Here is a 22,457-nt window from a genome sequence, read left to right on the forward strand (position 1 = left end):
TTTGAACGGCGTCTCACTCGGCCCGTCGCTCGCTTCGCTCGCGACTCGTTTTCGTTCGCCGCCGTTCAGCGCGCGCCACCGCACGTGGTTCGATTGGCTTCGGATCCCGCCGATTCAAGTACGAGCGCGCCCCTCTCGAGTGTATGACCACGAACGAGACGCGACGGTCGATCCTCGAGGCGCTCGCAGAGGGGCCGGTGTCGGGCCCGCAACTGGCCGAGTCGCTCGACGTCTCGCGGGCGGCCGTCTGGAAGCAGATCGACGCGCTCCGGGACGCCGGCTTCGAGATCGAGAGCGGGCCGACGGGCTACGAACTGGCCGCGGTGACGGCGTACAACGGGCCCGCCGTGGAGTACGAACTCGAGGCCCCGTTCTCGATCGAGTACCACGACTCGATCGGGAGCACGAACGATCGCGCACGCGAGTTGGCGTCCGAGGGAATGACCGACGTCGTCGTGCTCGCGGACGAACAGGTCGGCGGCCGGGGACGGCTCGAGCGCGAGTGGTCGGCGCCGTCGGGCGGGGTCTGGCTGAGCCTCGTCACGCGGCCCGACATCGCCCCCGCACAGGCGCCGCTGTACACGCTCGCGGCGTCGGTCGCGACGGCGCGTGCGGCCCGCGAAGCGGGCGTCGACGCGCGAATCAAGTGGCCCAACGACGTGGTCGTCCCGGTTGGCGACGAGGGCGAGTACCGGAAGCTGGCGGGCATTCTCACGGAGATGGAGGGCCAGATGGACCGGGTGGACTGGATCGCCGCCGGGATCGGCGTCAACGCGAACATCGACGCCGACGCGCTTCCCGAGGGTGCGACGAGTATTCGTGCCGAAGCGGGCGACGTCGACCGCCGACGGTTCGTCCAGCGGCTGTTAGAGGAGTTCGACCGCTACCGAGGGGATCTCGAGGCCGTCGTCCCGGCCTGGCGCGATCTGGCGCTGACGCTCGGCCAACGAGTACGAGTCGAGCGGGCGACGGGCGAGATCGTCGGGGAAGCCGTCGACGTCACCGAATCGGGCGCGCTCGTGATCGAGACCGAGGACGGTCGGGAGACGGTCGCGGCTGGCGACTGCGAACACTTACGGCCGGTCTGATCAGTTCCCGCCAAAGCTGAGAGGCGGTCGGTCACTCGGCGGCGAGCTGTTTTTCGTCCGTCCGCTCCTCCGGTTCCGGCATGTTGACCCGGACGGTCAACACCGGAACCGGCGCGTGACGAACGACGCGTTCCGTGACGCTGCCGAGTAAGAGTCGATCGATGCCGCCGCGACCGTGGGTTCCCATGACGACGAGGTCGCACTCGTCGGGCTGGGCGTGCTCGACGATGACCCGGCTCGGAGACCCCTCGAGCACCCTCGTTTCGACCTCGACGTCGGCCGGTGCGAGTTCCTCGACCCGCTTGACGGCCGCCTCGCCCTCCTCGCGAAGCGCACCGGTAATGCCGTCCAGAGGCGTTTCCATCGGCAGGCCGCCGTAGCCGGCCACGCTGACGACGTAGATCGCCCGAACCGTCGCGTCGTGGGCCTGCGCCAGATCGAACGCGTACTCGAGGGCGCGTTCGACCTCCGACGACCCGTCGGTCGGAACGAGGATACAGTCGTACATGCTATATGTGAACGTTTAGCACCCAATGGTATAATAACGTTGTTGTCGTGTTCCGGAACTGTCACACGTGCGAGGGAGACCGTCGATCGTATCACGGAGTGACGCGTTCAGCCCTCGAAAACGACCTCGCGCACGTCGTCGACGCCGGCTCGACGAACCACGGCCCGAACGGGGTCGCGAGCGCCCGAGAGATTGTCCGAGTCGCCGTCGAGAACTAACAGCCGTGCTTTCAGACCGGGATCGACCAGTCCGTACTCGAGTCCGGCGATCTCCGCGCCGTTGATCGTCGCCATCCGGAGGATTTCGTCGGCCGAGAGCTCGGATAGTTTGGCGAGGAACTCCATCTCTCGAAACATCGACGGCGAGTTGAGCATCACGTTGTCCGTGCCGAGCGCGAGCGTCGTCCGCTCGTTCAGTTCCGAATACGGCGAGAGCCCGACGTCCGTCACGAGATTCGAACGGGGACAGACCGCGATCGGCACCTCCTGATCCGCGATTCGCTCGAGGTGGTCCGACTCGGGGTGGACGACGTGGACTAAAAAGTCGGGCTCGAGGTCCAGCGCGGGGTGGATATCGCTCGCGTCCACTTCGCCCGCGTGGATGCCGAAGGGTTTGCCAGCCTCCCGCGTTGCCGCCCGTTCCTCGCCGAACTCGGCGTCGTTGGCTCCACTGGCGCCGTAGCCGTCGCCCGCGTGCATCGCGTCGATGGAGCCACGGCCGAAGGTGACGGTGTCGATCTCGAGGCCCTCCACTGCGGCCTCGAGCTGTCGGACGCCCTCGACGTCGCCCTCGCGGAACTCGAGACAGGCCGCGGTGCCGGCTCGCTGCATGAACCGGAGGGATCGACGCATGGCGTCGACGAGTTCGTCGCTCGATGCCTGCCGAAGTAAGCGGTGTTTCAGCCCGTCCGGCGGGGCGACGAGTTCCTCGAGCGAGAGCCCGCGCCCGGCCTCCTTGGCGATCGAGTCGCCGATGTGCGTGTGGGCGTTGACGAACGCTGGACAGATGATATCCGAACTGTCAACTGAGGCTTCCTCGACCGCCTCGATCCGACCGTCGTCGCCGATCACGATTCGTCCCTCCACCGGCTCAAAGTCGCGGCCCCGGAGGACGATCCCCGTTCGTTCCATACCACTGTGTTCGCACTGTGCGCCTTCAACGGTTCGGGGTCGAACGATCGGGAGTCAGCGACGGCCGGTTGATCGATACGTCTCTCACGTACCGGACTGAGACGGCAACACAGGCATATCCCTCGAGCGCATCCGTGCTAGCATGAACCAAATCGAGGTGTTCGAAGAGATCGACGCCCCGCCGGAGGTCGTCTGGGACGTCCTCCTCGAGTTCGAGAGCTACCCCGAGTGGAACCCGTTCGTCCGAGCGATCGAGGGCGAACCGACCGAGGGTGAACGGCTCCGGGTGCGGATCGATCCGCCGAACTCCCGCGGAATGACGTTCAAGCCGGAGGTCGTCGCCGTCGAGGAGAACCGACGACTCGTCTGGCTCGGCCGACTGGTGGTTCCGTTCGCCTTCGACGGCTACCACGAGTTCCACTTGGAGCCGATCGATGCTGGTGAGCCGAGTGGAGCGAGGCGAACGCGGCTGCTCCACCGCGAGACGTTCCGCGGCGCGCTCGTCCCGTTACTGTTAGATCAGGAGTCCCTCGAGGCCGGGTTCGCGGCGATGAACGCCGCGGTCAAAAAGCGCGCCGAGGCGCGGGTCGAAGCGACGAAGTGAGGCTCACAACAGGTCCGGAATCGCGTCGAGTCCCGCTATCTCGTACGTCGGCGCTCGCTCGAGGTCGTACCCCTCGCGGTGGGCCCGTCGGATGAAGGCCACGTCGATACCCGCGGCTTCGGCGGCCTGAATATCCACCCAACTGTCACCCACGTACAGCGCGTTCTCGGTGCCGAGTTCCTCGAGCGCGAGCGCGAGGTAGTACGGGGTCGGCTTCTTCCGATCGATCCCCTGGACGGTCGGCTCGCGGCCGTACCACTCGTCGAACCAGTCGAGGTCGTAGTGGTCGACGATGTTGCCGATCGTCTCGTGTTGGTTGTTGCTGACGATGGCGGTGGCCGCCCCGAGATCCGTGAGCGCGTCGATATCGTCGTACAGGCGTTTTCGGCCGGCTTCGATCTCCTCGAGTTGGGCCTCGATCGCCGCGTACTCCCGCACCGTCCAGAGCTCGTGGGGGTCGACGCCGTGTGCGTCCGCGATATCGTGCAGCGAGTCGACGCTCGGCCCCAGCAGGGTGCGAACGTGGTCGTCGGACGGGTCGGTCACGCCGACGTTCCCGAAGGCGTCGTACATCGCGTCGACCAGTACCGCTCGATCCGTCGGTGTCGTCAGTACGCCGTCGTTGTCGAAGACGACCGCGTCGTATTCCGTGGCCATCGATTTCGTCTGCACGTAGGAGCCCCGAGGATTTCGGCGTTGCGCTCGCCGCCCGTCCTTCGTGAGCGTTCCGTCGGGACGGGCCCTCGATCATCGATCACGGTGCATATGCAACCTCGCCGCTCACTTGCCGCGGTTCGCTACTACCGTCACTGTGAGCATTCTCGAGCGACTCAGCGATTCGCTGCCGATCGGTACTGGAGGCGTCGACTATCAGTGTCCGTCGTGTGGACACGTCTTCGACGCGGCGGGCGAGCGCTGCCCGGAGTGCGGCGAACTCGACGTTCGCGAACGGAGTAGTCCGAAGTTCAGAACGGAGTAGTGATCGTCGCTCGAATCGTCGTTCGGGAGCGACACTGCTTTTAGGAGCGTCGTCGGCGTCCGGTCCGCAGGTTCAAGTACTGAGAGGCGGCCAGCACCGTCGATGGACTCCCTGATCACCGTCCCCTACTCGAGGAACGCACACGGCCAGCCACGCTTTCCGCTCCGGGTGAACGATGGGCCATAGGGCGCTCGTCGCCTACCGGCGACCCGACCGGCGCTACGACGTCCGCTACAGCCACTGGGGCGGCGACGGCGTCAGCCTCGGCGAACGGATCACCGCCGAAACGCCGCTCGCCGACGGCGCGGTCAACCCGGACCTGCTCGCGAACGCGATCGATCGCGAACAGGTTCTTACGGCCCATCTCGATCCCTGCATCTACGAGGTGCTGTACCTCGTTTCCCCGGGGGCTGACTACCGAGTGTCGGCCTATCGGGTCTGCTGGCTCGAGTGGGGCGACGGCCGCGAAGACGGCCGCGGCGCGATCGTCGCCGTCGCGGACGACGCCGCCGACCGGCGGGTCCGAACGTGGTTTCGCGCGACTAAAACGGCGCTCGCCGACATGATCGAGATGGGAGCGCTCTCGCGCCGTGCGGCCCAGGCCTACCTCGAGGCGCGCGTCTGCGAGGACGAGAACGGTACGGTCTACACGTACGGGGCGTCGGAGGGAGACGACTCGTCGTACACGCCGACGCCGGACCGCTGGCTCGGAGACGAGCGGGTTCGAGAGGGCAATCGAGACCACCGCGAAAACGACGACGACGCTGGCGACCACCCCTGATCAGTCGATCTCGCTCCAGCGGGCGTCGGCCAACGTGCGCTGGACGACGTCGTTACCGACGGCCTCCGCCAGCGTCTCGAAGCCGGCCCGCTCGCCCCGGTTGTCCGCGTTGGCGACGAGCCGCGAGACGATGAACTCCGGCGTCGACCGCCCGACGGTGTCGAACCGCGGCTGGTAGTCGACCAGCAACTCGAGGTCGGGATTCAGTCCCTCCGCGAAGATGCCGTCCACGCGGGCTTCCGGCGGGAGCGGCTCCAGATCGTCCGCGAGGTGGGTAACGAACACGCCGAGGGCGTCGCGTTCGACGGAGAGGGTGACGAGCCCGTGGAGCAGGTCCGCCGCGCTGCCCGGTTCGGTGATCGCCTCGAACTCGTCGACCAGCATCAGCGTGCGTCCGCCGGCGGACAGCGGCGGCACGATCGAGCGCAGCGTCGACTCGAGGACGCCGGCGTTGAAACTCGCGTGCCGCCGGTGGAAGACCAGCGAGTCGACCGGCGTCACCTCGGCCCGGTCGGCGGGGACGGGCAGCCCCATCGTCGCCAGCAACACGACCTGACAGAGCGTCTCGAGTAGGGTCGTCTTCCCGCCGCTGTTCGCCCCGGTGAGGACGGAGACGCGCTGCTGGCCGGGAACTGCGTTCACGCTCGCCGGGACCTCGGTCACGCCGTGTTCGCCGAGGGCGTAGGTGACGGGTTGGACGCCCTCCTCGTCGGCCGCGGCGAGCGTGAGGTTACGCGCGTTGACGACGGAGACGGCTGCGTCCTGTCCGTCGATAAAGGACGGTCGCGTACAGTCGTACGCGAGCGCGAACCGCGCCAGCGAGAGGTGGAGGGCGATATCGTCGACCGCCGAGACGGCCTGGTCGGTCGCGTCGCGAGTCTCCTCGAGCGTCTCCTCCAGATCGCTCGCGACCGTCTCCTCGCGCTCGTCGATCGCCGCGGTGAGGTCAGTTCGGAGGGTTCGGAGCGTGGCTCCGACGAAGTCCGTCGCGTCCGTCGCGTCCGTCGGCATCGCCTCGCGAACCTGATCGATCGTGACCTCGGTCTCGGACAGGAGGTGGTCCTCGAAGGACTCCCGGAACTGGCCGACGTCTCGGACGCCGTCGGCTCGTAGTTCGTCGATCAACTCGAGGGCGTTCGCGTCCATATCCTCGATCGTCCCGAGCGCCCCGCGCAGTCGATCGAGTTCGTCGTCGGCACCCGCACGGACTCGCCCGCGATCGCCGTCGAGCGCTGCGAGGGCGCCGGCCGCCTCCGCGAGTCGATCGGGTTCGAGGTCGGCGATCGTTTCGAACGGGCCGGAGTCGACGCCGGCCTCGAGCAGGGCCAGCGCGGCCTCGACGGCCGCGTGTTCGCTCTCGTCGCGTTCGTCGTAGTTGGTGTAGGCCTCGAGGACGGCCTCCCGATCGCTTTCCGACAGGGCAGCCCAGGCGTCGCGGGCCGCGAGGACGTCGTCCAGTCGGTCCTCCATCGCGTCGCGGGACGTCAGCGGCGTCAGCACGCGGATTCGATCGGCCGCGCGCCGGGTGACCGCGTGGTCGACCGCCAGATCGAGCAGTTCCTTGTACGCCGAGCGCGCGTCGCTCGTCGCCAGCACCTCCATCCCGTCGCCGCCCGTCGCGCGTCGCAGGATTCGCGTCGCTCGACCGCGGGCGAGTCCGGCGTCCGAGAGCGCGCGCACGTCGCCGCTCTCGATCGCCCGAATCGCGCGTTCGTTCCCCAACTCCTCGACTAACGTCGCCCGCGTCTTCGGCCCGACGCCCCAGTACTCCTCGAGTCGCATGTGTTCTGGACTCGAGCCAACCGTCTTGAACACTGTGTCATCGCCTCGCGAGGAGCCGTCGGTCGTCGCCGTCGTGGCTCGACCGCCGACCGCTGGTTCGGGCGGATGATTCCTGTTCATCCACCCGGTGTGTTCACGTTCATGCTGACTATTCCCGACGAGCGACGGTTCGCCGGACGGATCACCCCGCTCAGCCGAGCCGGTCGGCCCACGTCGGGCTACGGACGCTCTCGGTCGCCTTGTAGAAAAGTATGCACGATACTGTATATTAGCACACACCGACCGCCGCGGGTGGGGCACAAACACGGGGATTTTTATCTACTCGGGCGCCTACTCACTTCCATGACTGATGGGCGGGGCGAGACTCCCCGGCGAACAGGAATGACCGAGAAGTGTGGCGTCGTCGGCGTCTCACTGAGCGGTCGAGACGCGGCACGACCGTTGTACTACGCGCTCTACGCACTCCAGCATCGCGGCCAGGAGTCCGCGGGGATCGTCACGCACGACGGCTTTCAACAGCACAGCCACGTCGAGATGGGACTCGTTGGCGACGTCTTCGACGAGGACGACCTCGACGTGCTCAACGGCGCAGCAGGGATCGGCCACGTTCGGTACCCTACCGCGGGGTCCGTCGACTCCTCCTGTGCCCAGCCCTTCTCCGTCTCGTTCAAAAGCGGCTCGCTCGGCCTGAGCCACAACGGCAACCTCGTCAACGCCGACGAGATCAGGGACGAACTCGCCGCCACGGGCCACGCCTTCACCAGCGACGGCGACACCGAGGTCATCGCCCACGACCTCGCGCGCAACCTGCTCGAGGAGGACCTCGTGCGCGCCGTCAAGCACACGATGCAGCGCATCCACGGCTCCTACTCGCTGACGATCAGCCACGACGATACGATTCTCGGCGTGCGCGACCCGCAGGGCAATCGGCCGCTCTGCATCGGGAAACTCGACGACGGCTACATTCTCGCCTCCGAATCGGCGGCGATAGACACGCTCGACGGTGAACTCGTCCGGGACGTTCGTCCGGGCGAACTCGTCGTCCTGCAGAAAGACGGCCAGGGATTCGACTCCTACCAGCTGATCGAGAAGGAGAACACCGCCCACTGCTTCTTCGAACACGTCTACTTCGCGCGACCCGACAGCGTCATCGACGAGACGCTGGTCTACGAGGCGCGCCGAAATCTCGGTCGCAAGCTCTGGGAGGAAAGCGGCGTCGAGAGCGACGTCGTGATGCCGGTGCCCGACTCCGGTCGCGCGTTCGCGGCCGGCTACGCCGACGCGGCGACCGAAACCACCGCCAACGGCGAGCTCCGGGAGGAGGAAGACGACGGCGTCGAGTTCGCGGAGGGGCTGATGAAGAACCGGTACGTCGGCCGGACGTTCATTATGCCGACTCAGGACGAGCGCGAACGGGCGGTACGACTCAAGCTCAACCCGATCAAATCGACCATCGAGGGCAAGACCGTCACGGTCATCGACGACAGTATCGTCCGCGGGACCACCTCGACGCAGCTCGTCCAACTGCTCAAGGACTGCGGGGCCGAGGCGGTCCACGTCCGAATCGGCGCGCCGGAGATCGTCGCGCCGTGTTACATGGGGATCAACATGGCCACCCGCGAGGAGCTGATCGCCTCGGACAAGACGACCGAGGAGATCCGCGACACGATCAACGCTGACAGCCTCGCGTACCTCTCGACCGACGCGGTCGCGGAGGTGCTCGAGAAGGACCGTCTCGATCTCTGTCTCGGCTGCGTGACCGGCGAGTACCCCTACGATATCGACGGCGAGGAAACTGACCGCGACGTCACCCGTCCGGAACTCGGCGGGCAAGCGCTCCACGCCGACGACTAAACCGTTCGGCTCGAGCACGACGATCCGTTTCTATCCCCACGAGACTGCCGGGGGCGATCGGTCGCAGTAGACAGTTCGACGATGACGGACGGCTCTCGGTCGGTCCGTCTCGTCGCTCGTCCCGAAAGCGCTTCTCGAGCGAGTCAGTACGTGACGTGTAACAGGATATAAACGACGATTCCCAGCGAGAACGAGATCAGCCACAGACTCGCTGCGACTCGGCCGAAGCGAGCGTGGTTAGTCTGGTACAGTTCCTCGACGGGATAGGCGAACGCGAGCAACAGCGCGTAGTAGACCAGCGGCACGCAGACGACCGCGAGGAAGATGTGGATCGCGAGGACCGGGAGGTAGACGAACTGATAGACCGCGTCGGGACCCGGGAAGGGCTGCGGGCCGCCGGTCGCGACCAGCCGGTAGAGATAGAGCGTGAGGAAGGCTGCGAACAGGCCGAACGACGCCAGCATTGCGACGCGGTGTCTGTCGACGTTCCCGCGACGGATAGCCCGCCAGCCGAGCGTGATCGTCCCAATCGCCGTCGCACTGATGAGGACGTTGACGTGCGGAATCAGATCGAGGATCCACTCGGGCGCTGCCGGAACCGTCGAGGACGGAATCCGGCCGCCCGCTGCGGCGAAGACGACCGCGAGCGAGACGACGCTCAAAACTGCCGTGAGGGAGGTGACGCGTTCTCGAGGGACGTACTCCATATCTGGCCGTTCGGCCGCGGAAGGAAAGCGGTTACTGTCCGGGCTCGAGATCGATCGACTGACTCCGCTGACGGGAGTCGGTCGGTGTTCGCACTGCTCGAGTACGTGTGTACCTAGCTCTGTAGCACAGCGCTTTCGCTGTGGAGTGTAGTTTCGTCAGAAGTTATGCGTGGGTGATGTCCTCGGAGGAGATCACCTGCATCGTGTATGGTGGAGCTCATCCACCCATGCGATGCGTGGGACCGGATTTGAACCGGCGGACCCCTACGGGACAGCGCCCTCAACGCTGCGCCGTTGGCCTGGCTTGGCTACCCACGCTCGCTGTGTCTTTGTCTTTCTGCACTCAATCGTATCCAGTGTGATTATAAAAGCCCTTTCCTTTGTAGGCGCGCCTGCGGCGAGGTCACACGGGACTGACCCGTACCGAGGCGGTGATTTAAAATGCGACAGTTGCCAAAGGATACCATGGCTAAGTATTCGACCGGGTCCTCGTCCGGAGGCGGTGGGACGAACTGCGAACTCTGCGGGGCCGAGAGCAACAGGCTCCGGCTCGCGACCGTCGCCGGGGCCGAACTCGAGGTCTGTCCCGACTGCGCACCGCACGACGACAACCAACAGGAGTCGAGTTCGCGGAACCAGCGACGCAGTTCCCAGGACAGCGGTGGAAGCGCCTCGAGCGACGGCCCCAGCCGCAAGCAGAAGGCGGCCCAGAACGTCGCCAAGGCGAACCCGGTCTGGGACGGCGACTCCGAACACTGGGAGAAAGAGGGGACGAACTACGACGACGACCCGCTCCCCTATCTCGTCGCGAACTACGGCGAGGAGCTGGTCGAAGCGCGCCAGGAGGCCGGGCTCCAGCGCGACGAACTGGCGGACGAACTCGGCGCGCCCGAGAAGGATCTGCTCGCCGTCGAACAGGGACGGGCGACGCAGGCCGGCGTCGGCGGCGGCCTAATCGAAGCGCTCGAGGAACGCCTGGACGTGACGCTCGCGGAGTGACGACGTACCTGTAGACGACACGATTGCGGCCGACGAGATCGACCGCGGATAACGACACGACTGCGGGTGACGGCACGACCGGCAGTGCATCCCGATCGAACGCGACGCGGGCGGGCGATCCTCGGCAAGCAGACTTTTCATGGCGGACGACGGAGTTCACCCAATGACCGGGCAACGGGCGGCTCGAGAGCCGTACACGACGCGGTTCGAAACCGAGGTGACGTCCATCGACGGCCGTAACGTCTGGCTCGAGACGAGCTACTTCTACGGCGAGAGCGGCGGGCAGCCGGCCGACCGCGGGACGATCGGCGGCATCGAGGTCGCGGACGTTCGGTACGACGACGGCGAACACGTCCACGTTCTCGCCGAGGAGCCGTCGTTCCGGGTCGGCAAGCGCGTGCTGTGTTCGATCGACTGGTCGTTTCGCATGTACTGCATGCGCGCCCACACCGCCAGTCACGTGCTCTACGGCGCCGGCAGACGGCTCCTCGAGGACCTCGGCTACGGCGGCTTCGACATCAGCGAGGAGAAGGTCCGGGTCGACCTCGAGACGAGCACGGCGCTCGACGACGAGACGCTGCTCGAACTGGATACGCTCGTCAATCGGGTGGTCTGGGAGTCTCGGCCGGTGACGTGGGACGATATCCCCGTCGCGGACGCCCGAGAGCGCGAGGCTATCGCGTTCAACGAGGCGACCGAGGAAGGGGCTTTCCAGAAGGGGCGTCTCCGAATCGTGACGATCGGAGGCGAGAACGATAACGGAACCGCCAACGGACTCGTTCGCAGGGACGGCGGCTCGAGCGACCCGTGGGACGTCGCAGCCTGTGGGGGAACCCACGTCCGCAACACGCGGGAGGTCGGCCCCGTGACCGTTCTCGGCCGGTCGAACCCCGGTAAGGGGTTGACGCGAGTCGAACTCGCGGTCGGCCCGCGTGCCATCGATCGCCGCGAAACGGAAAAGCGCGTGGCGCTCTCCTCGCGACGGGCGCTCGGCGTCCCCCTCGAGGACGTCGGGGACGAACTCGCCAGATTGGACGACGAGCGCGACGAACTCGCCGCCGAGGTTCGGTCGCTGCACCGAGAACTCGTCGAAACGGACCTCGAGCGAGCGAAGCCGTTCGAACGGGGCGGACTCGAGTGGGTCGCGACGACGGTCGCGGAGGTCGATGTGAACGACGCGGGTGAGATCGCGAGCGCCGCTGCGGGCGATCTCGCCGATGTCGTCGTGATCGCTGGAGATACCGGGTCGTCGTACGCCGTCGTAGCTGCCAGCGGATCGTGTTCCGCCGAGACTGTGATCGGCGACCTAACCGACGAGTTCGGCGGCGGTGGCGGCGGCTCTGCGGCGCTGGCAAAGGCGGGTGGGTTCGACGCGACGCCGGCGGAGGTCGTTGCGAGCCTGACGGAGTAGCGAGCCACGCGACTGTTCGAAATCTCTCGAGGGTGAAAACGCCGACCCGAGTTATTACTGACCCGCGAGCGACCACCTCCTATGGGAGTCGATTACTCACAGCTTCGCGATCCGAACGCCGAGTACACGATGCGCGATCTCTCGGCGGAAACGATGCAGGTCACTCGAGAGCGCGGTGGCGGCCGCGACGTCGAGATCACGGACGTTCAGACGACGATGATCGACGGCAACTTCCCGTGGACGCTCGTCCGAATCTACACGGACGCGGGTATCGTCGGCACCGGCGAAGCCTACTGGGGCGCAGGCGCGCCCGAACTGATCGAACGGATGACGCCCTTCCTGCAAGGCGAGAACCCCCTCGATATCGACCGACTCACCGAGCACCTCGTCCAGAAGATGTCCGGCGAGGGCTCGATCGGCGGCATCACGATAACGGCGATCTCGGGGATCGAGGTTGCGCTGCACGATCTTGCTGGGAAGATCCTCGAGCTTCCCGCGTACCAATTGATGGGCGGGAAGTACCGCGACGAGGTCCGGGTCTACTGTGACTGTCACACCGAAGACGAGGCGGATCCGACGGCCTGTGCCGACGAGGCCGAGCGGGTCGTCGAAGACCTGGGCTACGACGCGCTGAAGTTCGACCTGGACGTGCCGTCGGGCCACGAGAAAGACCGAGCCAATCGCCACCTCCGGGAGCCGGAGATCGACCACAAGGTGAGCATCGTCGAGGCGGTCACGGAGGCCGTCGGCCACCGCGCCGACGTGGCGTTCGACTGCCACTGGACGTTCTCCGGCGGCAGTGCGAAGCGACTCGCGAAGGCGCTCGAGCCCTACGACGTCTGGTGGCTCGAGGACCCCGTGCCGCCGGAGAACCACGACGTCCAGCGCGAAATTACCCAGTCGACGACGACGCCGATCGCGGCGGGCGAGAACGTCTATCGCAAGCACGGCCAGCGCCGCCTGATCGAGAATCAGGCAGTGGACATCATCGCGCCGGACATGCCGAAGGTCGGCGGGATGCGCGAGACGGCGAAGATCGCGGACAAAGCCGACATGTACTACATGCCGGTGGCGATGCACAACGTCTCCTCGCCGGTCGCGACCGTCGCGAGCGCCCACGTCGGTGCTGCCATCCCGAACTCGCTGGCCGTCGAGTACCACTCCTACGAACTCGGCTGGTGGGAGGATCTGGTCGAAGAGGACGTCATCGAAGACGGCTACATCGAGGTTCCTGAAGAGCCGGGTCTCGGTGTCACACTCGATATGGACGTCGTTGCGGAGCGGATGGTTGACGGTGAGGAGTTGTTTGACTGAGCGAAGCGAAGTCAAACTCGCTGAGCGCTGCTCAGCGTTTCGAGTTTGACGAAGCTTGGTCTCTCTCGAGCCAGAGAGACCCCTCCACAATTGTCGACGACAAGCTTCAGCACGAATTGTAGGAGTGATGAAGTAGTACACCATATATTTACATCGATACTCGCCAATAGCCGAATCGTGACTTGGAACAGCGATCTCGAGCGCCGGGACCGACGAATTGTCACCGACGGCGGAACTCCCGACCACGAGACCGAGTTCGTGAGCGGGGACGGCTCACACCACCCCGGTCCGCCGCGGTTCGTCACCGTCGGGGACGGCATCGTGAACCCGAACGGCCGAGAGATGGAGACGCGCGACGACCTCGCGCCGTGGAATCCCAACGGAGACGAGGCCTACGAGTGGTACCTCGTCGATTCGCCGGAGGGATCGACCGCCGAGCCGACCGACGAACCGATCGCCGAGTTCGAACCGGACGTGCCGGGCGTTTACACGCTCGCCCTCGAGGCACCCGACGGAACCCATCGGTTGACGGTTCGTGCCTTCCCCGAGGCGGACGACGACGCGCCCCGGCCGCGGATCGAACTGGATGCGGTACTCGAGGACGATCGGATCGTCCTGTCGCCGACGGCGACCTGTGTCGGCGACGAGCCGTCCGTCGAGTACTACGTCGACGATCGGGACGCAGACGTCCTCGAGTCGGACGGTACGATTCCGATCGATGCCGTGGACGAACCGGTCCGAATCTACGCCGTCGCCGTGGCCGAGCGCCGCTCCGTCCCGGACGCGATCGAACTGGTACCCGACGAGGAAACCGGGTCGGTTCGCGTCGAGCACCCCTTCGAACCGCCGGCCTGGGTTCCGAACTCGATCGTCTACGAGATCTTTACCCGACGGTTTCCCGATCAGGACGAGCCGACGTTCGAGACCATCGCGGACCGGCTCGACCACCTCGAGCGCCTCGGCGTCGGCGTCCTCTGGCTGACGCCGTTTCTCGAGGCCGAGAGCGGGTTCGGGACGCCGATGGCGGGGGGTGGACCCCACGGCTACAACACGCGGGACTACTTCACGGTGGATCCGGATCTCGGGACGATGGCCGACTTCGAGGCGCTGGTCGACGCCTGCCACGACCGCGGGATCAGGGTCGTCTTCGACCTCGTTATCAACCACACCGCGGATACGCACCCGTTCTACGAGGCCGCGGTCGACGACTCCCATCCCGAGCACGAGCGCTACCGCGACTGGTACCGGTGGGAGGAGTTCGAGGCGCGCGATCCGGACACCTACTTCGGCTGGGACGGGATCCCAAATCTCGACTACGGAAACCCCGAGGTTCGGGAGTACCTGCTCTCAGTCGTCGATTTCTGGGCCGAACGAGTCGACGGCATTCGGGCCGACGTCGCGTGGGGCGTCCCGCTGACGTTCTGGACAGAGGTCCACGACCGCGTGACGAGCGCCGACGGCGAGTTCTTCCTGTTAGACGAGACCCTGCCCTCCGACGTCGAGATGGGCGGCGGCCGATTCCACATGCACCACGACGACGTCCTCCACGACACGCTCGAGCGGTTGGGCGAGCGGTTCGGGTCTGCCGAGTCGACCGCGGCCGCCGCTACTGGCGAGACGGACGTCGCCGAAGCCGTCCCTGTAGACGACGAGACCACCGATACACCGGCGGACGACGAAGAAGACGCCGTCGCCGACGAGTTCGTAGATCGAGCCGCACACCTGGACACGTCGACCGCCGACGCCGTTCTCGACGCGCTCGAGGATCGCGATCGGCGCGGCCCCCATCCGGACTCGGAGTGGTTGCTGTACGTTGAGAACCACGATACTGACCGGTATCTCTCCGAGTACGGTCGGGAGGCACAGCGCGCGGCGGCCGCTGCGACGTTCACCCTCCCCGGGTCGCCGATGTGCTACTACGGCCAGGAGACCGGCGTCCGCGGTCGGCGCGAGCCGATGAACTGGGGCGCGTTCGACGAGCCCCTGCTCGCGTACTACGAACGGCTGTTCGAGATTCGCCGCGAGGAGCCCGCGCTACAGACCGACGCGAGCCTCGGGCGAATCGACTACGAGTCGGAGACGGATGCCATGGTGGCGTTTGCCCGGCTTGCGCCCGAGGAGGACCGGCGAGTCGTCGTCGCGATTCACTTCGGCGACGGATCGGCGACGGTGGCGGTTGAGGAGTCGGTCGGTGAAACGGACCTGCTGACCGGCGAGTCGGTCGTCGATTCGGCGGCCGGCGACATCGTCGTGGACAGCGTGGTCGTTCTCGAGAGCGAGTCGGTGGACGACTGATACCGTCGACTGCGGGCCAGTATCGACGGACGAACGATACCGCCTCGTCGTCACACCGGCAGTCGGAGACGGAAGGGAAGTGGAAGAGAATCGATTTGAGGCTTCAGCCTTCCATCCCGCCGAAGGAGAGGCCGCTCTCGACGTAGCTCTGGGCGAAGAAGTAGATGAGCGCGACCGGGAGCGCGAACAGGATCGCGAACGCCGCGAACTCCGTCCACGGCGTGGAGTGACGGCTCCCGGTGGCCAGCCCGTAGAGTTCGATCGAGAGGGTCTCGTTCCCCGGTGAGAGCAGCGTCTGTGCGACGATGAACTCGTTCCAGCCCGCGAGGAACGCGAACACGAGGACGACGGCGAGCCCCGGTTTGGCGAGCGGGAGGATGATCTCGCGCATCACCTGCCACTGGCTCGCGCCGTCGACGATCGCCGCCTCCTCGTAGGAGACCGGGATGTTGTCCATGAACAGCTTCAACAGCCACGTGTTGAACGGGATCGCCCCGCCGGCGTAGAACAGCCCGAGCACGAGCAGGTTGTTGTTGACCCCGAACTCGACGAACAGGGCGTAGAGCGCGACGAGAACCGCGATCGAGAGCCCCGCACCGACCTGCGTGAACAGGACGTAGCCGTAGAGGACGTTACTCTTGCCGATGAACTTTCGGCGCGAGAGCGCGTACGCGCCGGGAACGGCGAGCGTGATGGTCACGCTGACCGTGACGAAGACCACCACGAGGCTGTTCTGAAGTGCACTCCAGAACCGATCGCCGCCGAGGACGGTTCGGTAGGCCTCGAGGTTGTACCCCGTCGGATCGGCGAACACGCCGTCGGACGTAAGCAGCGTGCTTCCCCCGGAGAGGGAGGCGGTGACCACCCAGTAGACCGGGAACATCAACACGAGCAGTATCGAGACGGCGAACCCGGTCGCGAGCGCCGTTTTCGCGACGTCTTCGGGTGTTCGACGGCCGGCTTTCAGATCGACGATCGCGTTGTAGAGTCCTTTCATCGTTATGCTGCACCCTCCGCGATGTTCGTTTTCTTCACCGCGAGGAGCATGAACATCCCAATGATGATGATCGCGATGGTCATGATCGAAGAGGCCAGCGCGAACTGGTTCTCGATGATCGCCTCACGGTAGCCGTACACCAGAATGAGTTCGTTCTGGCGGGCCGGACCACCCTGGTTCAACACCCACGGGATGAGGAAGTTCTGGAACGACGTCGCGGCCGTCAGGATCGACGCGAAGATGACGGGACCCTTGATCGACGGGAACGTCACGTTGACGAACCGATGGAAGAAGCCCGCACCGTCGACTTTCGCCGCGTCCTGGAGCTCTCCGGGGACGTCCTGCAGCGCACTCACGATGATGATGACCATGAAGGGGTACGCAAGCCAGACCTCCGTCGTCACGTACGCCGCGAACGCTGTCCACCGACTCGAGAGGAACCCGACGGGAACGTCGGCCAGTAAGAACTGCGGCGCGTTGACCGTCGTGAAGAAGACGATCGTATCGACGAGGCCTGCGACCGAGGTGACGGCACCGTTGTACATCGACAGAAACTCGTTCATCGGTCCGAACCGCGCCCCGCTGAACATCGCCCGCCAGACGCTGATCGTGAAGATCGGCGGGAACCCCATCGGAATGATGACGATCGCCCGCATGTAGCGTTTGCCTTTAACCCGCTCGTGGGTCAGGACCATAGCGAGACCGATGGCGAGAATCACCTTGAGCACGAGGCTCAGGGCCAGATAGAGCCAGGTGATGGACATCGAGTTCCAGAACTGCCAGTCGGTGAGCAGTTCGACGTAGTTGTCGAACCCGACGACCGACGTCTCGCCGCTGACGACCGAGCCGGCGGTCGTCGCATCGGTCAGCGAGATGTAGATCAGCATCGCGATCGGGTAGATCATGAACATCGAGAACAGCAACAGCCCGGGGGCCACGAGGAGCCACCCGATGAGGTCTCTGGTCTCGAGATTCAGATCGTCGACGAGCTCCGTTGTCGACCGTCCGGAGGGAAAGACACCCATTGTTTGTCGTCAGTCCCAGCTGTCGCGAATCTCGTCGGCTGCCGTTTCGAACGCGTCGGCCGCCGATTCGCTCCCGGAGAAGAGCTGATCGAGCGCGTCTTCCATCGGGGCCCAGACCGAGTCCATCTTCGCGTCGGCCGGCATCGGGACGCCCATGTCGACGGTCTCACTGAACGCGCCGACCGTCTCGCCGAGTTCGTCGCTGCCGACGTGATCGTTGTGGACGGGGATCATGCCGTTGTCCGCGTTCGTCGTGATCACGTCGTCGTTGGTCGTGTACCACTCGGCGAACTCGACGACGGACTCGAGCGTTCCCTCGTCGGCTTCCTCGCCCTCGGTCGTGAAGTACCAGAGCGGAATGCCGGTCAGCGGCGTCGGCTCGCCGCCGTCGGGAAGCGGCAGCGGAGCGACGCCCAGATCGAGGTCGGCGTACTCGCCGGTCATCCACGGGCCGTTGATCGTAAACGGCGCGTTGCCGTCGCCGAACGTCGCCTCGTGGGCTTCGTTGTCCGACGCGGCAGGCGTGTACGGATAGAGCGACTGTTCGATGAACTCCCCGCCCTCGATTACGGCGTCCGAATCGACGCCCAGCTCGTCCGCCTCCTCGTCGAACAGCAGGCCGTCGAACGCCTGCAGGTACGCGCTCATGAAGTAGACGTCCGTCGGCGGGTAGGCGAGACCGTACGTCCCCTCGCCGTCGGGGTCGTGGTAGTCTTCCATGATCTCCTCCATCTCGTCGATCGTTTCCGGCGGCTCCTCGACCATCTCCCGGTTGTACATCAGCGTCACGGTCTCCGCCGCGTACGGGAGTCCGTAGACGTTCCCCTCCCACTGGACCGCCTCGGCCGCCGCTTCGGAGTAGGTGTCCTCGAGATTCAGGTCGATGTCGTCGGTCGCGTCGTACAGGTAGCCTTCGTCGTGGTAGAGCCCGATCCAGTCGTGGGCCCAGGTGAACCCGACGGGACCCTCGCCGGCGGGGAGCGCGGTCTCCAGCTGTTCTTCCATCTCGTTGACGGAGTTCGAGCCGAGGTCGTGGCCGGTCTCCTCGTTGAACTCCGCTAAGAAGTCGTTGAAATCCTCGGCCTCCGCGTCCTGGAACTCGTGCCAGAGTACCTCCGGATCGTCGCCAGTGAACAGCCCCCCGATACAGCCCGCGAGCGTCGTTGCTGCGGCCGTTCCACCGATTCCCTTCAGGATTGATCTGCGGTTCATTGTCATGCCTCAATCAGTGATGTATTATGTATTCACATATTTAATAGTTGTGGGTACAGATCGTCTCGGTTCCATCGAATCACCGTTTTTGAATTATTAATCATATTTATGCGTAATGATGCCACACAAGCGCTCCGTTACCCAAAATTCCGTGAGATCGTGGTGTACCGAACGAATTATTCGGCTCCAGTGTGCGTTTCTTCCACGGAATAACTGTAACGTACCGACACCGATCCTTCGAAAATAGATGAAATAGTACACCACAAATTCCGATTATTGAGAAAGGGTTTTGTAGACGGTCGCCAAACCGTTTCTGTATGGCACGTGTTAGCGTCGACTCGCTCCGCAAGACGTACGACCGCGGCTCGATCGTCGCCGTCGACGATCTGAACCTCGATATCGAAGACGGCGAGTTCATCACCGTCGTCGGTCCGTCCGGTTGCGGAAAGACGACGACGCTCCGAATGTTGGCCGGCCTCGAGGAGCCCTCCGGGGGGACGATCACGATCGGGGACGAGGACGTCACGGACGTCCACGCGAAGAACCGGGACGTCGCGATGGTGTTCCAGAACTACGCGCTCTACCCACACAAGACCGTCTTCGAGAACATGGAGTTCGGACTCCGGATGAGCACCGACCTCGAGGAAGCCGAACGCGAACGTCGCGTCGTCGAGGCCGCCGAAATGATGGGGATCGACGACCTGCTCGAGGACAAACCCGACGAACTTTCGGGCGGACAGAAACAGCGCGTCGCGCTCGGCCGAGCGATCGTCCGCGAGCCGGATCTCTTCCTCTTCGACGAGCCGCTTTCCAACCTCGACGCGAGCCTCCGGACGGAGATGCGCGCGGAGATTCAGCGCATCCAAAACGAGCTCGGAATCACCGCCGTCTACGTCACGCACGATCAGGAGGAGGCGATGACGATGGGCGATCGGATGGTCATCCTCAACCACGGCGTCCTCCAGCAGACCGGGCCGCCGACGGAGGTCTACGAGAACCCGGTCAACCGATTCGTCGGCGGCTTCGTCGGTTCGCCGTCGATGAACTTCGTCGACGTCGACGTCGAACGCGACGGCGATCGGGTCCGGCTGCTCGGTCCCGGAGGCGGGTTCCAGTTCGATCTCTCGGCGGCGTACGTCGACCGACACGCCGGGGAGCTCTCGGCCGACCGATACACGCTGGGGATCCGACCCGAGAACGTCTCGGTCGCCGATGGAAGGGCCGACAACACGGTCCGAACCACCGTCGAGGTCGTCGAACCCGTCGGCTCGGACAACTATCTCCACGTCGACGTCGCCGATGACTTCATCGTCCGAGTCGAGTCGACGATCACCCCCGAGACCGGGGATCAGGTGACGCTGACGTTCTCGGAGTCCGATCTCCACCTGTTCGATCGAGATAGCGGCATCGATATCTTCGGGACCGAGACCGAACCGCCGGAAGCGCCGGCCCAGTAGCGGGTTTCCACACGTTCGGACGATCGAACGGGACATACTCGAGTTCGAACTGCGCTCGGTTTCCGTACTGTCGGTACCGATTCCGTTCCGACCGACCGTCGACGACGAGCCGATGCTGTGGCTGTACGCGTTTTCGACGACCGAAAAGTAGCGGTCCGACTGTTTCGCCGCCGTTACTCGTGGCTGATTGCCTTCCCGCTCGCGTCGGCAGTTGACGATTCGATGGTCTCGGTCGTCTCGAGCGCGCTGGCGGTCGCAAGGCGGATCGCGTGCGGCCAACCGAGCGGCGTCGCGCTGTCCGGCGTTCCGTCGTCGAACAACTGCTCCGGAAGATACGCTCCGGGTCGTCGGAGTGGACCGTCGGGTGCGACCAGCGCCAGTAACGTTCGAGCGCGGTCGTCGAACTCGGCGGCTCGGCCGTGGCCGCTCGCGGAAAGCAGCTCGCGGAGTTCGACGGCTGCGTGTGCACCCCACGCGGTCGTCACCGTCCAGATCTTCGCGTCCGTCTGTTCCCGGACCCGCCAGGGATCGTTCTCGAAGCGCGCCAGCCCCTCGATCGGCCCCTCGGGGTCGCGATAGAGCCCGTCGAGCGTCGTCTCGAGGTGGGAGACGAGCCGATCGAGCCGATCGTCGTCGACGGCTGCGACCGCGTCGTACTCGTGGTGTGCCGACGCGAGCGCGAGCGTACTCCCGTCGAGGCGGTCGTCGAGGTCGTCCCCGTCGAGGCGCATCGCGTAGCAGCCGCGGTCTGCCACCCACAGGTCGTCGAGCGCCTCGTAGACGCGAGTCGCCTGCGATCTCGCGTGGGCCGCGACGTCCTCGTCGACCGGCGCTCGAGCGGTCGCGGCGTAGGCCTCGAGGAACGTCGCCGTCGTGTGCGTAAACCGCCCGGTCATGTTCTCCCACGCGTTCTGGACGCGTTCGGGCAGGCCGTCGTCGGCGAGGGTTGCGTCCATCCCCTCGAGGGCCGACGTCAGCGTCTCGTGAACTCGCTCGTCGCCGGCGTCGACGCGCCGGAGGTAGGTCGCGAGAAACGCCGCGACGCTCGCGGTCTGGTCGGCTTGGTAGTCCGCGGTGTTCGCCTCCTCGAGTCGACCGTTCGCCCAGCCCGGGGCGAGTCGGCCGTTGTACGGCCAGACGCGGTGGGGCCACGTCCCGTCGGCTCGCTGCGTGTCGGCGTAGAAGCGCGCGCTGGCTTCGTGCCACGCCTCGAGACCGAGCCCCGTCCGCTCGTCGGCGTCGAGGAGGAACCGGGAGATTTCGGCGTCGTCGCGGAACCAGGTGTAGCCGTAGCCGCCGGAGTAGCGGTAGAAGGGGTCGAACTCGGGGCCGGCGATCCGCGCGCCCGTCGACGACCGCAGGAGACAGAGCGCCCGCAGATCCGCGAACCCGCGGTCGATTCCGGACGCCGCGTCCGGAAGCCGGTCGCGGGCTTGACTGTGGCCCGCGTCGACGATCGACTCGCGGTCGCCGTGAGCCATCGCGTTCGATCGCACGCGCTCGAGCGCGTCGGCGCGATCGGACGTCTCCGTCAGGAGCGTCGCGACGGTCGCGCTCGGTGCGGAGCCGGTCAGTTCGAACTCGACCATCGTGATCGGGCTGAGTCGGGCCTCCTCGTACCGGTCGTCGTCCTCGGAGCGCGGAAACGCCGCGGGCTCCGGCTCGAGTAGCTCCTCGAATCGCTCGGGGACCTGTCCCGAGACGGAGATATCGGTCGACGCGGCGACGAAGTCGCGCTCGCTGTCGTGGTAGATCTCGACGGCGTCGCCGTGCCAGAGTTGGCCGATTCGGCTCGCCCGTCCCTCGGGGGCGAACCCGAAACAGGCCGTGATCGAGGCGTCGGTGTCGGTCGTTGCGTCGTCGAGCACGAAGTGGGTCGTGTGACCTCGCCCCACCGCGAGATCGTATTGAATACAGCTGTAGCCGGCGACCTCGTGGACGGTTTCGACGACCGCCGTGTCTTCGATGTAGCGCTGGTCTCCGTCGTCGAACCAGTGTGTTTCGCCGTCCAGCGCGAGGCCGAATCGGGAGCGTTCGATGCCGGCAACGCCGGAGAGCGGGTAGGAGTAGTCGCTGATCGATCCGTCGGGCGCGACGTGGACGAGTCTGTCGTCGAGACCGGAGAACAGCCCCGTCGTCGAGCGTCGCTCCCCGGGAAACCGCCGAGGATCGCCCTGAGATCGCTTAAAGTCGTTGAGGGCGCCGTGTAATTCCATCGTACGTTCGGTTGGTGCCCGCCCCATTAAATCTTGTTGAAAAATGTGTTCCTACTTTTCAGGCAAGATCGAAGACGCGTCCGGAGCGTCGACGGTCG

General features: G+C 65.5%; 18 protein-coding genes and 1 tRNA gene. 9 read left to right on the plus strand and 10 right to left on the minus strand.

Going from position 1 to position 22,457, the window contains the following annotated elements; translation table 11 throughout:
• Positions 1–143: 143 nt before the first annotated feature.
• Positions 144–1,088, plus strand: a complete 945-nt coding sequence (locus tag BLT08_RS03220; protein ID WP_090303332.1) for a biotin--[acetyl-CoA-carboxylase] ligase — start codon at positions 144–146, stop codon at positions 1,086–1,088.
• Positions 1,089–1,119: 31 nt separating this feature from the next.
• Here the strand turns inward: BLT08_RS03220 and BLT08_RS03225 are convergent, their stop codons facing one another.
• Both BLT08_RS03225 and BLT08_RS03230 read right to left on the minus strand, forming a co-directional pair.
• Positions 1,120–1,596: a universal stress protein gene (locus BLT08_RS03225; protein WP_090303333.1), complete on the minus strand. Its 477-nt coding sequence runs from the start codon at positions 1,594–1,596 to the stop codon at positions 1,120–1,122.
• Positions 1,597–1,703: 107 nt separating this feature from the next.
• The gene (locus tag BLT08_RS03230; protein WP_090303334.1) at positions 1,704–2,726 is read right to left on the minus strand and encodes an amidohydrolase family protein; all 1,023 of its coding nucleotides are present in this window, start codon (positions 2,724–2,726) and stop codon (positions 1,704–1,706) included.
• A 142-nt stretch (positions 2,727–2,868) separates the two neighbouring features.
• Between BLT08_RS03230 and BLT08_RS03235 the strand changes: the two genes are divergently transcribed.
• Entirely contained in the window at positions 2,869–3,330 is a 462-nt protein-coding gene (locus BLT08_RS03235; RefSeq protein ID WP_090303335.1) for an SRPBCC domain-containing protein, read from the plus strand.
• Positions 3,331–3,333: 3 nt separating this feature from the next.
• Here the strand turns inward: BLT08_RS03235 and BLT08_RS03240 are convergent, their stop codons facing one another.
• Positions 3,334–3,987, minus strand: coding sequence for an HAD family hydrolase (locus BLT08_RS03240; RefSeq protein ID WP_090303336.1), 654 nt, complete (start codon positions 3,985–3,987; stop codon positions 3,334–3,336).
• A gap of 497 nt (positions 3,988–4,484) precedes the next feature.
• On the opposite strand from BLT08_RS03240, the gene BLT08_RS03245 reads away from it, so the two are divergent.
• Complete coding sequence (locus BLT08_RS03245) at positions 4,485–5,090, plus strand: DUF6735 family protein (protein WP_090303337.1); 606 nt, start codon at positions 4,485–4,487, stop codon at positions 5,088–5,090.
• Here BLT08_RS03245 and BLT08_RS03250 read toward each other — a convergent pair whose 3' ends face one another.
• Complete coding sequence (locus BLT08_RS03250) at positions 5,091–6,872, minus strand: MutS-related protein (RefSeq protein ID WP_090303923.1); 1,782 nt, start codon at positions 6,870–6,872, stop codon at positions 5,091–5,093. It abuts the gene before it with no gap.
• A gap of 381 nt (positions 6,873–7,253) precedes the next feature.
• Between BLT08_RS03250 and purF the strand changes: the two genes are divergently transcribed.
• A complete protein-coding gene (purF, locus tag BLT08_RS03255) occupies positions 7,254–8,726 on the plus strand; it encodes an amidophosphoribosyltransferase (RefSeq protein WP_090303338.1) in 1,473 nt (490 codons plus the stop codon).
• Positions 8,727–8,869: 143 nt separating this feature from the next.
• Here the strand turns inward: purF and BLT08_RS03260 are convergent, their stop codons facing one another.
• Together BLT08_RS03260 and BLT08_RS03265 are read right to left on the minus strand one after the other, a co-directional pair.
• Entirely contained in the window at positions 8,870–9,433 is a 564-nt protein-coding gene (locus BLT08_RS03260) for a DUF420 domain-containing protein (RefSeq protein ID WP_090303339.1), read from the minus strand.
• A 233-nt stretch (positions 9,434–9,666) separates the two neighbouring features.
• A tRNA-Leu gene (locus BLT08_RS03265) sits at positions 9,667–9,751 on the minus strand.
• Positions 9,752–9,898: 147 nt separating this feature from the next.
• Between BLT08_RS03265 and BLT08_RS03270 the strand changes: the two genes are divergently transcribed.
• From BLT08_RS03270 to BLT08_RS03285, 4 genes are all read left to right on the plus strand, one after another.
• A complete protein-coding gene (locus tag BLT08_RS03270; protein WP_090303340.1) occupies positions 9,899–10,432 on the plus strand; it encodes a helix-turn-helix domain-containing protein in 534 nt (177 codons plus the stop codon).
• A gap of 163 nt (positions 10,433–10,595) precedes the next feature.
• The gene (locus BLT08_RS03275; protein ID WP_090303341.1) at positions 10,596–11,843 is read left to right on the plus strand and encodes an alanyl-tRNA editing protein; all 1,248 of its coding nucleotides are present in this window, start codon (positions 10,596–10,598) and stop codon (positions 11,841–11,843) included.
• 81 nt (positions 11,844–11,924) lie between these two features.
• Positions 11,925–13,157: a mandelate racemase/muconate lactonizing enzyme family protein gene (locus tag BLT08_RS03280; protein WP_090303342.1), complete on the plus strand. Its 1,233-nt coding sequence runs from the start codon at positions 11,925–11,927 to the stop codon at positions 13,155–13,157.
• A 177-nt stretch (positions 13,158–13,334) separates the two neighbouring features.
• On the plus strand, positions 13,335–15,452 hold the full coding sequence (locus BLT08_RS03285) for an alpha-amylase family glycosyl hydrolase (protein WP_090303343.1): 2,118 nt from the start codon (positions 13,335–13,337) through the stop codon (positions 15,450–15,452).
• A gap of 103 nt (positions 15,453–15,555) precedes the next feature.
• Here BLT08_RS03285 and BLT08_RS03290 read toward each other — a convergent pair whose 3' ends face one another.
• The 3 genes from BLT08_RS03290 to BLT08_RS03300 are packed head-to-tail and all read right to left on the minus strand — an operon-like array spanning position 15,556 to position 18,686.
• The gene (locus BLT08_RS03290) at positions 15,556–16,449 is read right to left on the minus strand and encodes a sugar ABC transporter permease (protein WP_090303344.1); all 894 of its coding nucleotides are present in this window, start codon (positions 16,447–16,449) and stop codon (positions 15,556–15,558) included.
• 2 nt (positions 16,450–16,451) lie between these two features.
• A complete protein-coding gene (locus BLT08_RS03295; RefSeq protein WP_090303345.1) occupies positions 16,452–17,474 on the minus strand; it encodes a carbohydrate ABC transporter permease in 1,023 nt (340 codons plus the stop codon).
• A 9-nt stretch (positions 17,475–17,483) separates the two neighbouring features.
• Positions 17,484–18,686 carry a substrate-binding domain-containing protein gene (locus tag BLT08_RS03300; RefSeq protein WP_090303346.1) on the minus strand — a complete coding sequence of 401 codons (1,203 nt, stop codon included), beginning with the start codon at positions 18,684–18,686 and terminating at the stop codon, positions 17,484–17,486.
• 317 nt (positions 18,687–19,003) lie between these two features.
• On the opposite strand from BLT08_RS03300, the gene BLT08_RS03305 reads away from it, so the two are divergent.
• Positions 19,004–20,143 (plus strand): ABC transporter ATP-binding protein, encoded by a 1,140-nt coding sequence (locus tag BLT08_RS03305; RefSeq protein WP_090303347.1) that lies wholly within the window; start codon positions 19,004–19,006, stop codon positions 20,141–20,143.
• A gap of 173 nt (positions 20,144–20,316) precedes the next feature.
• Here BLT08_RS03305 and BLT08_RS03310 read toward each other — a convergent pair whose 3' ends face one another.
• A complete protein-coding gene (locus BLT08_RS03310; protein WP_090303348.1) occupies positions 20,317–22,359 on the minus strand; it encodes a DUF7997 domain-containing protein in 2,043 nt (680 codons plus the stop codon).
• Positions 22,360–22,457: the final 98 nt, after the last annotated feature.

This window comes from Natronorubrum texcoconense (assembly GCF_900100335.1).
In the GTDB taxonomy this organism is placed as follows: Archaea; Halobacteriota; Halobacteria; order Halobacteriales; family Natrialbaceae; genus Natronorubrum; species Natronorubrum texcoconense.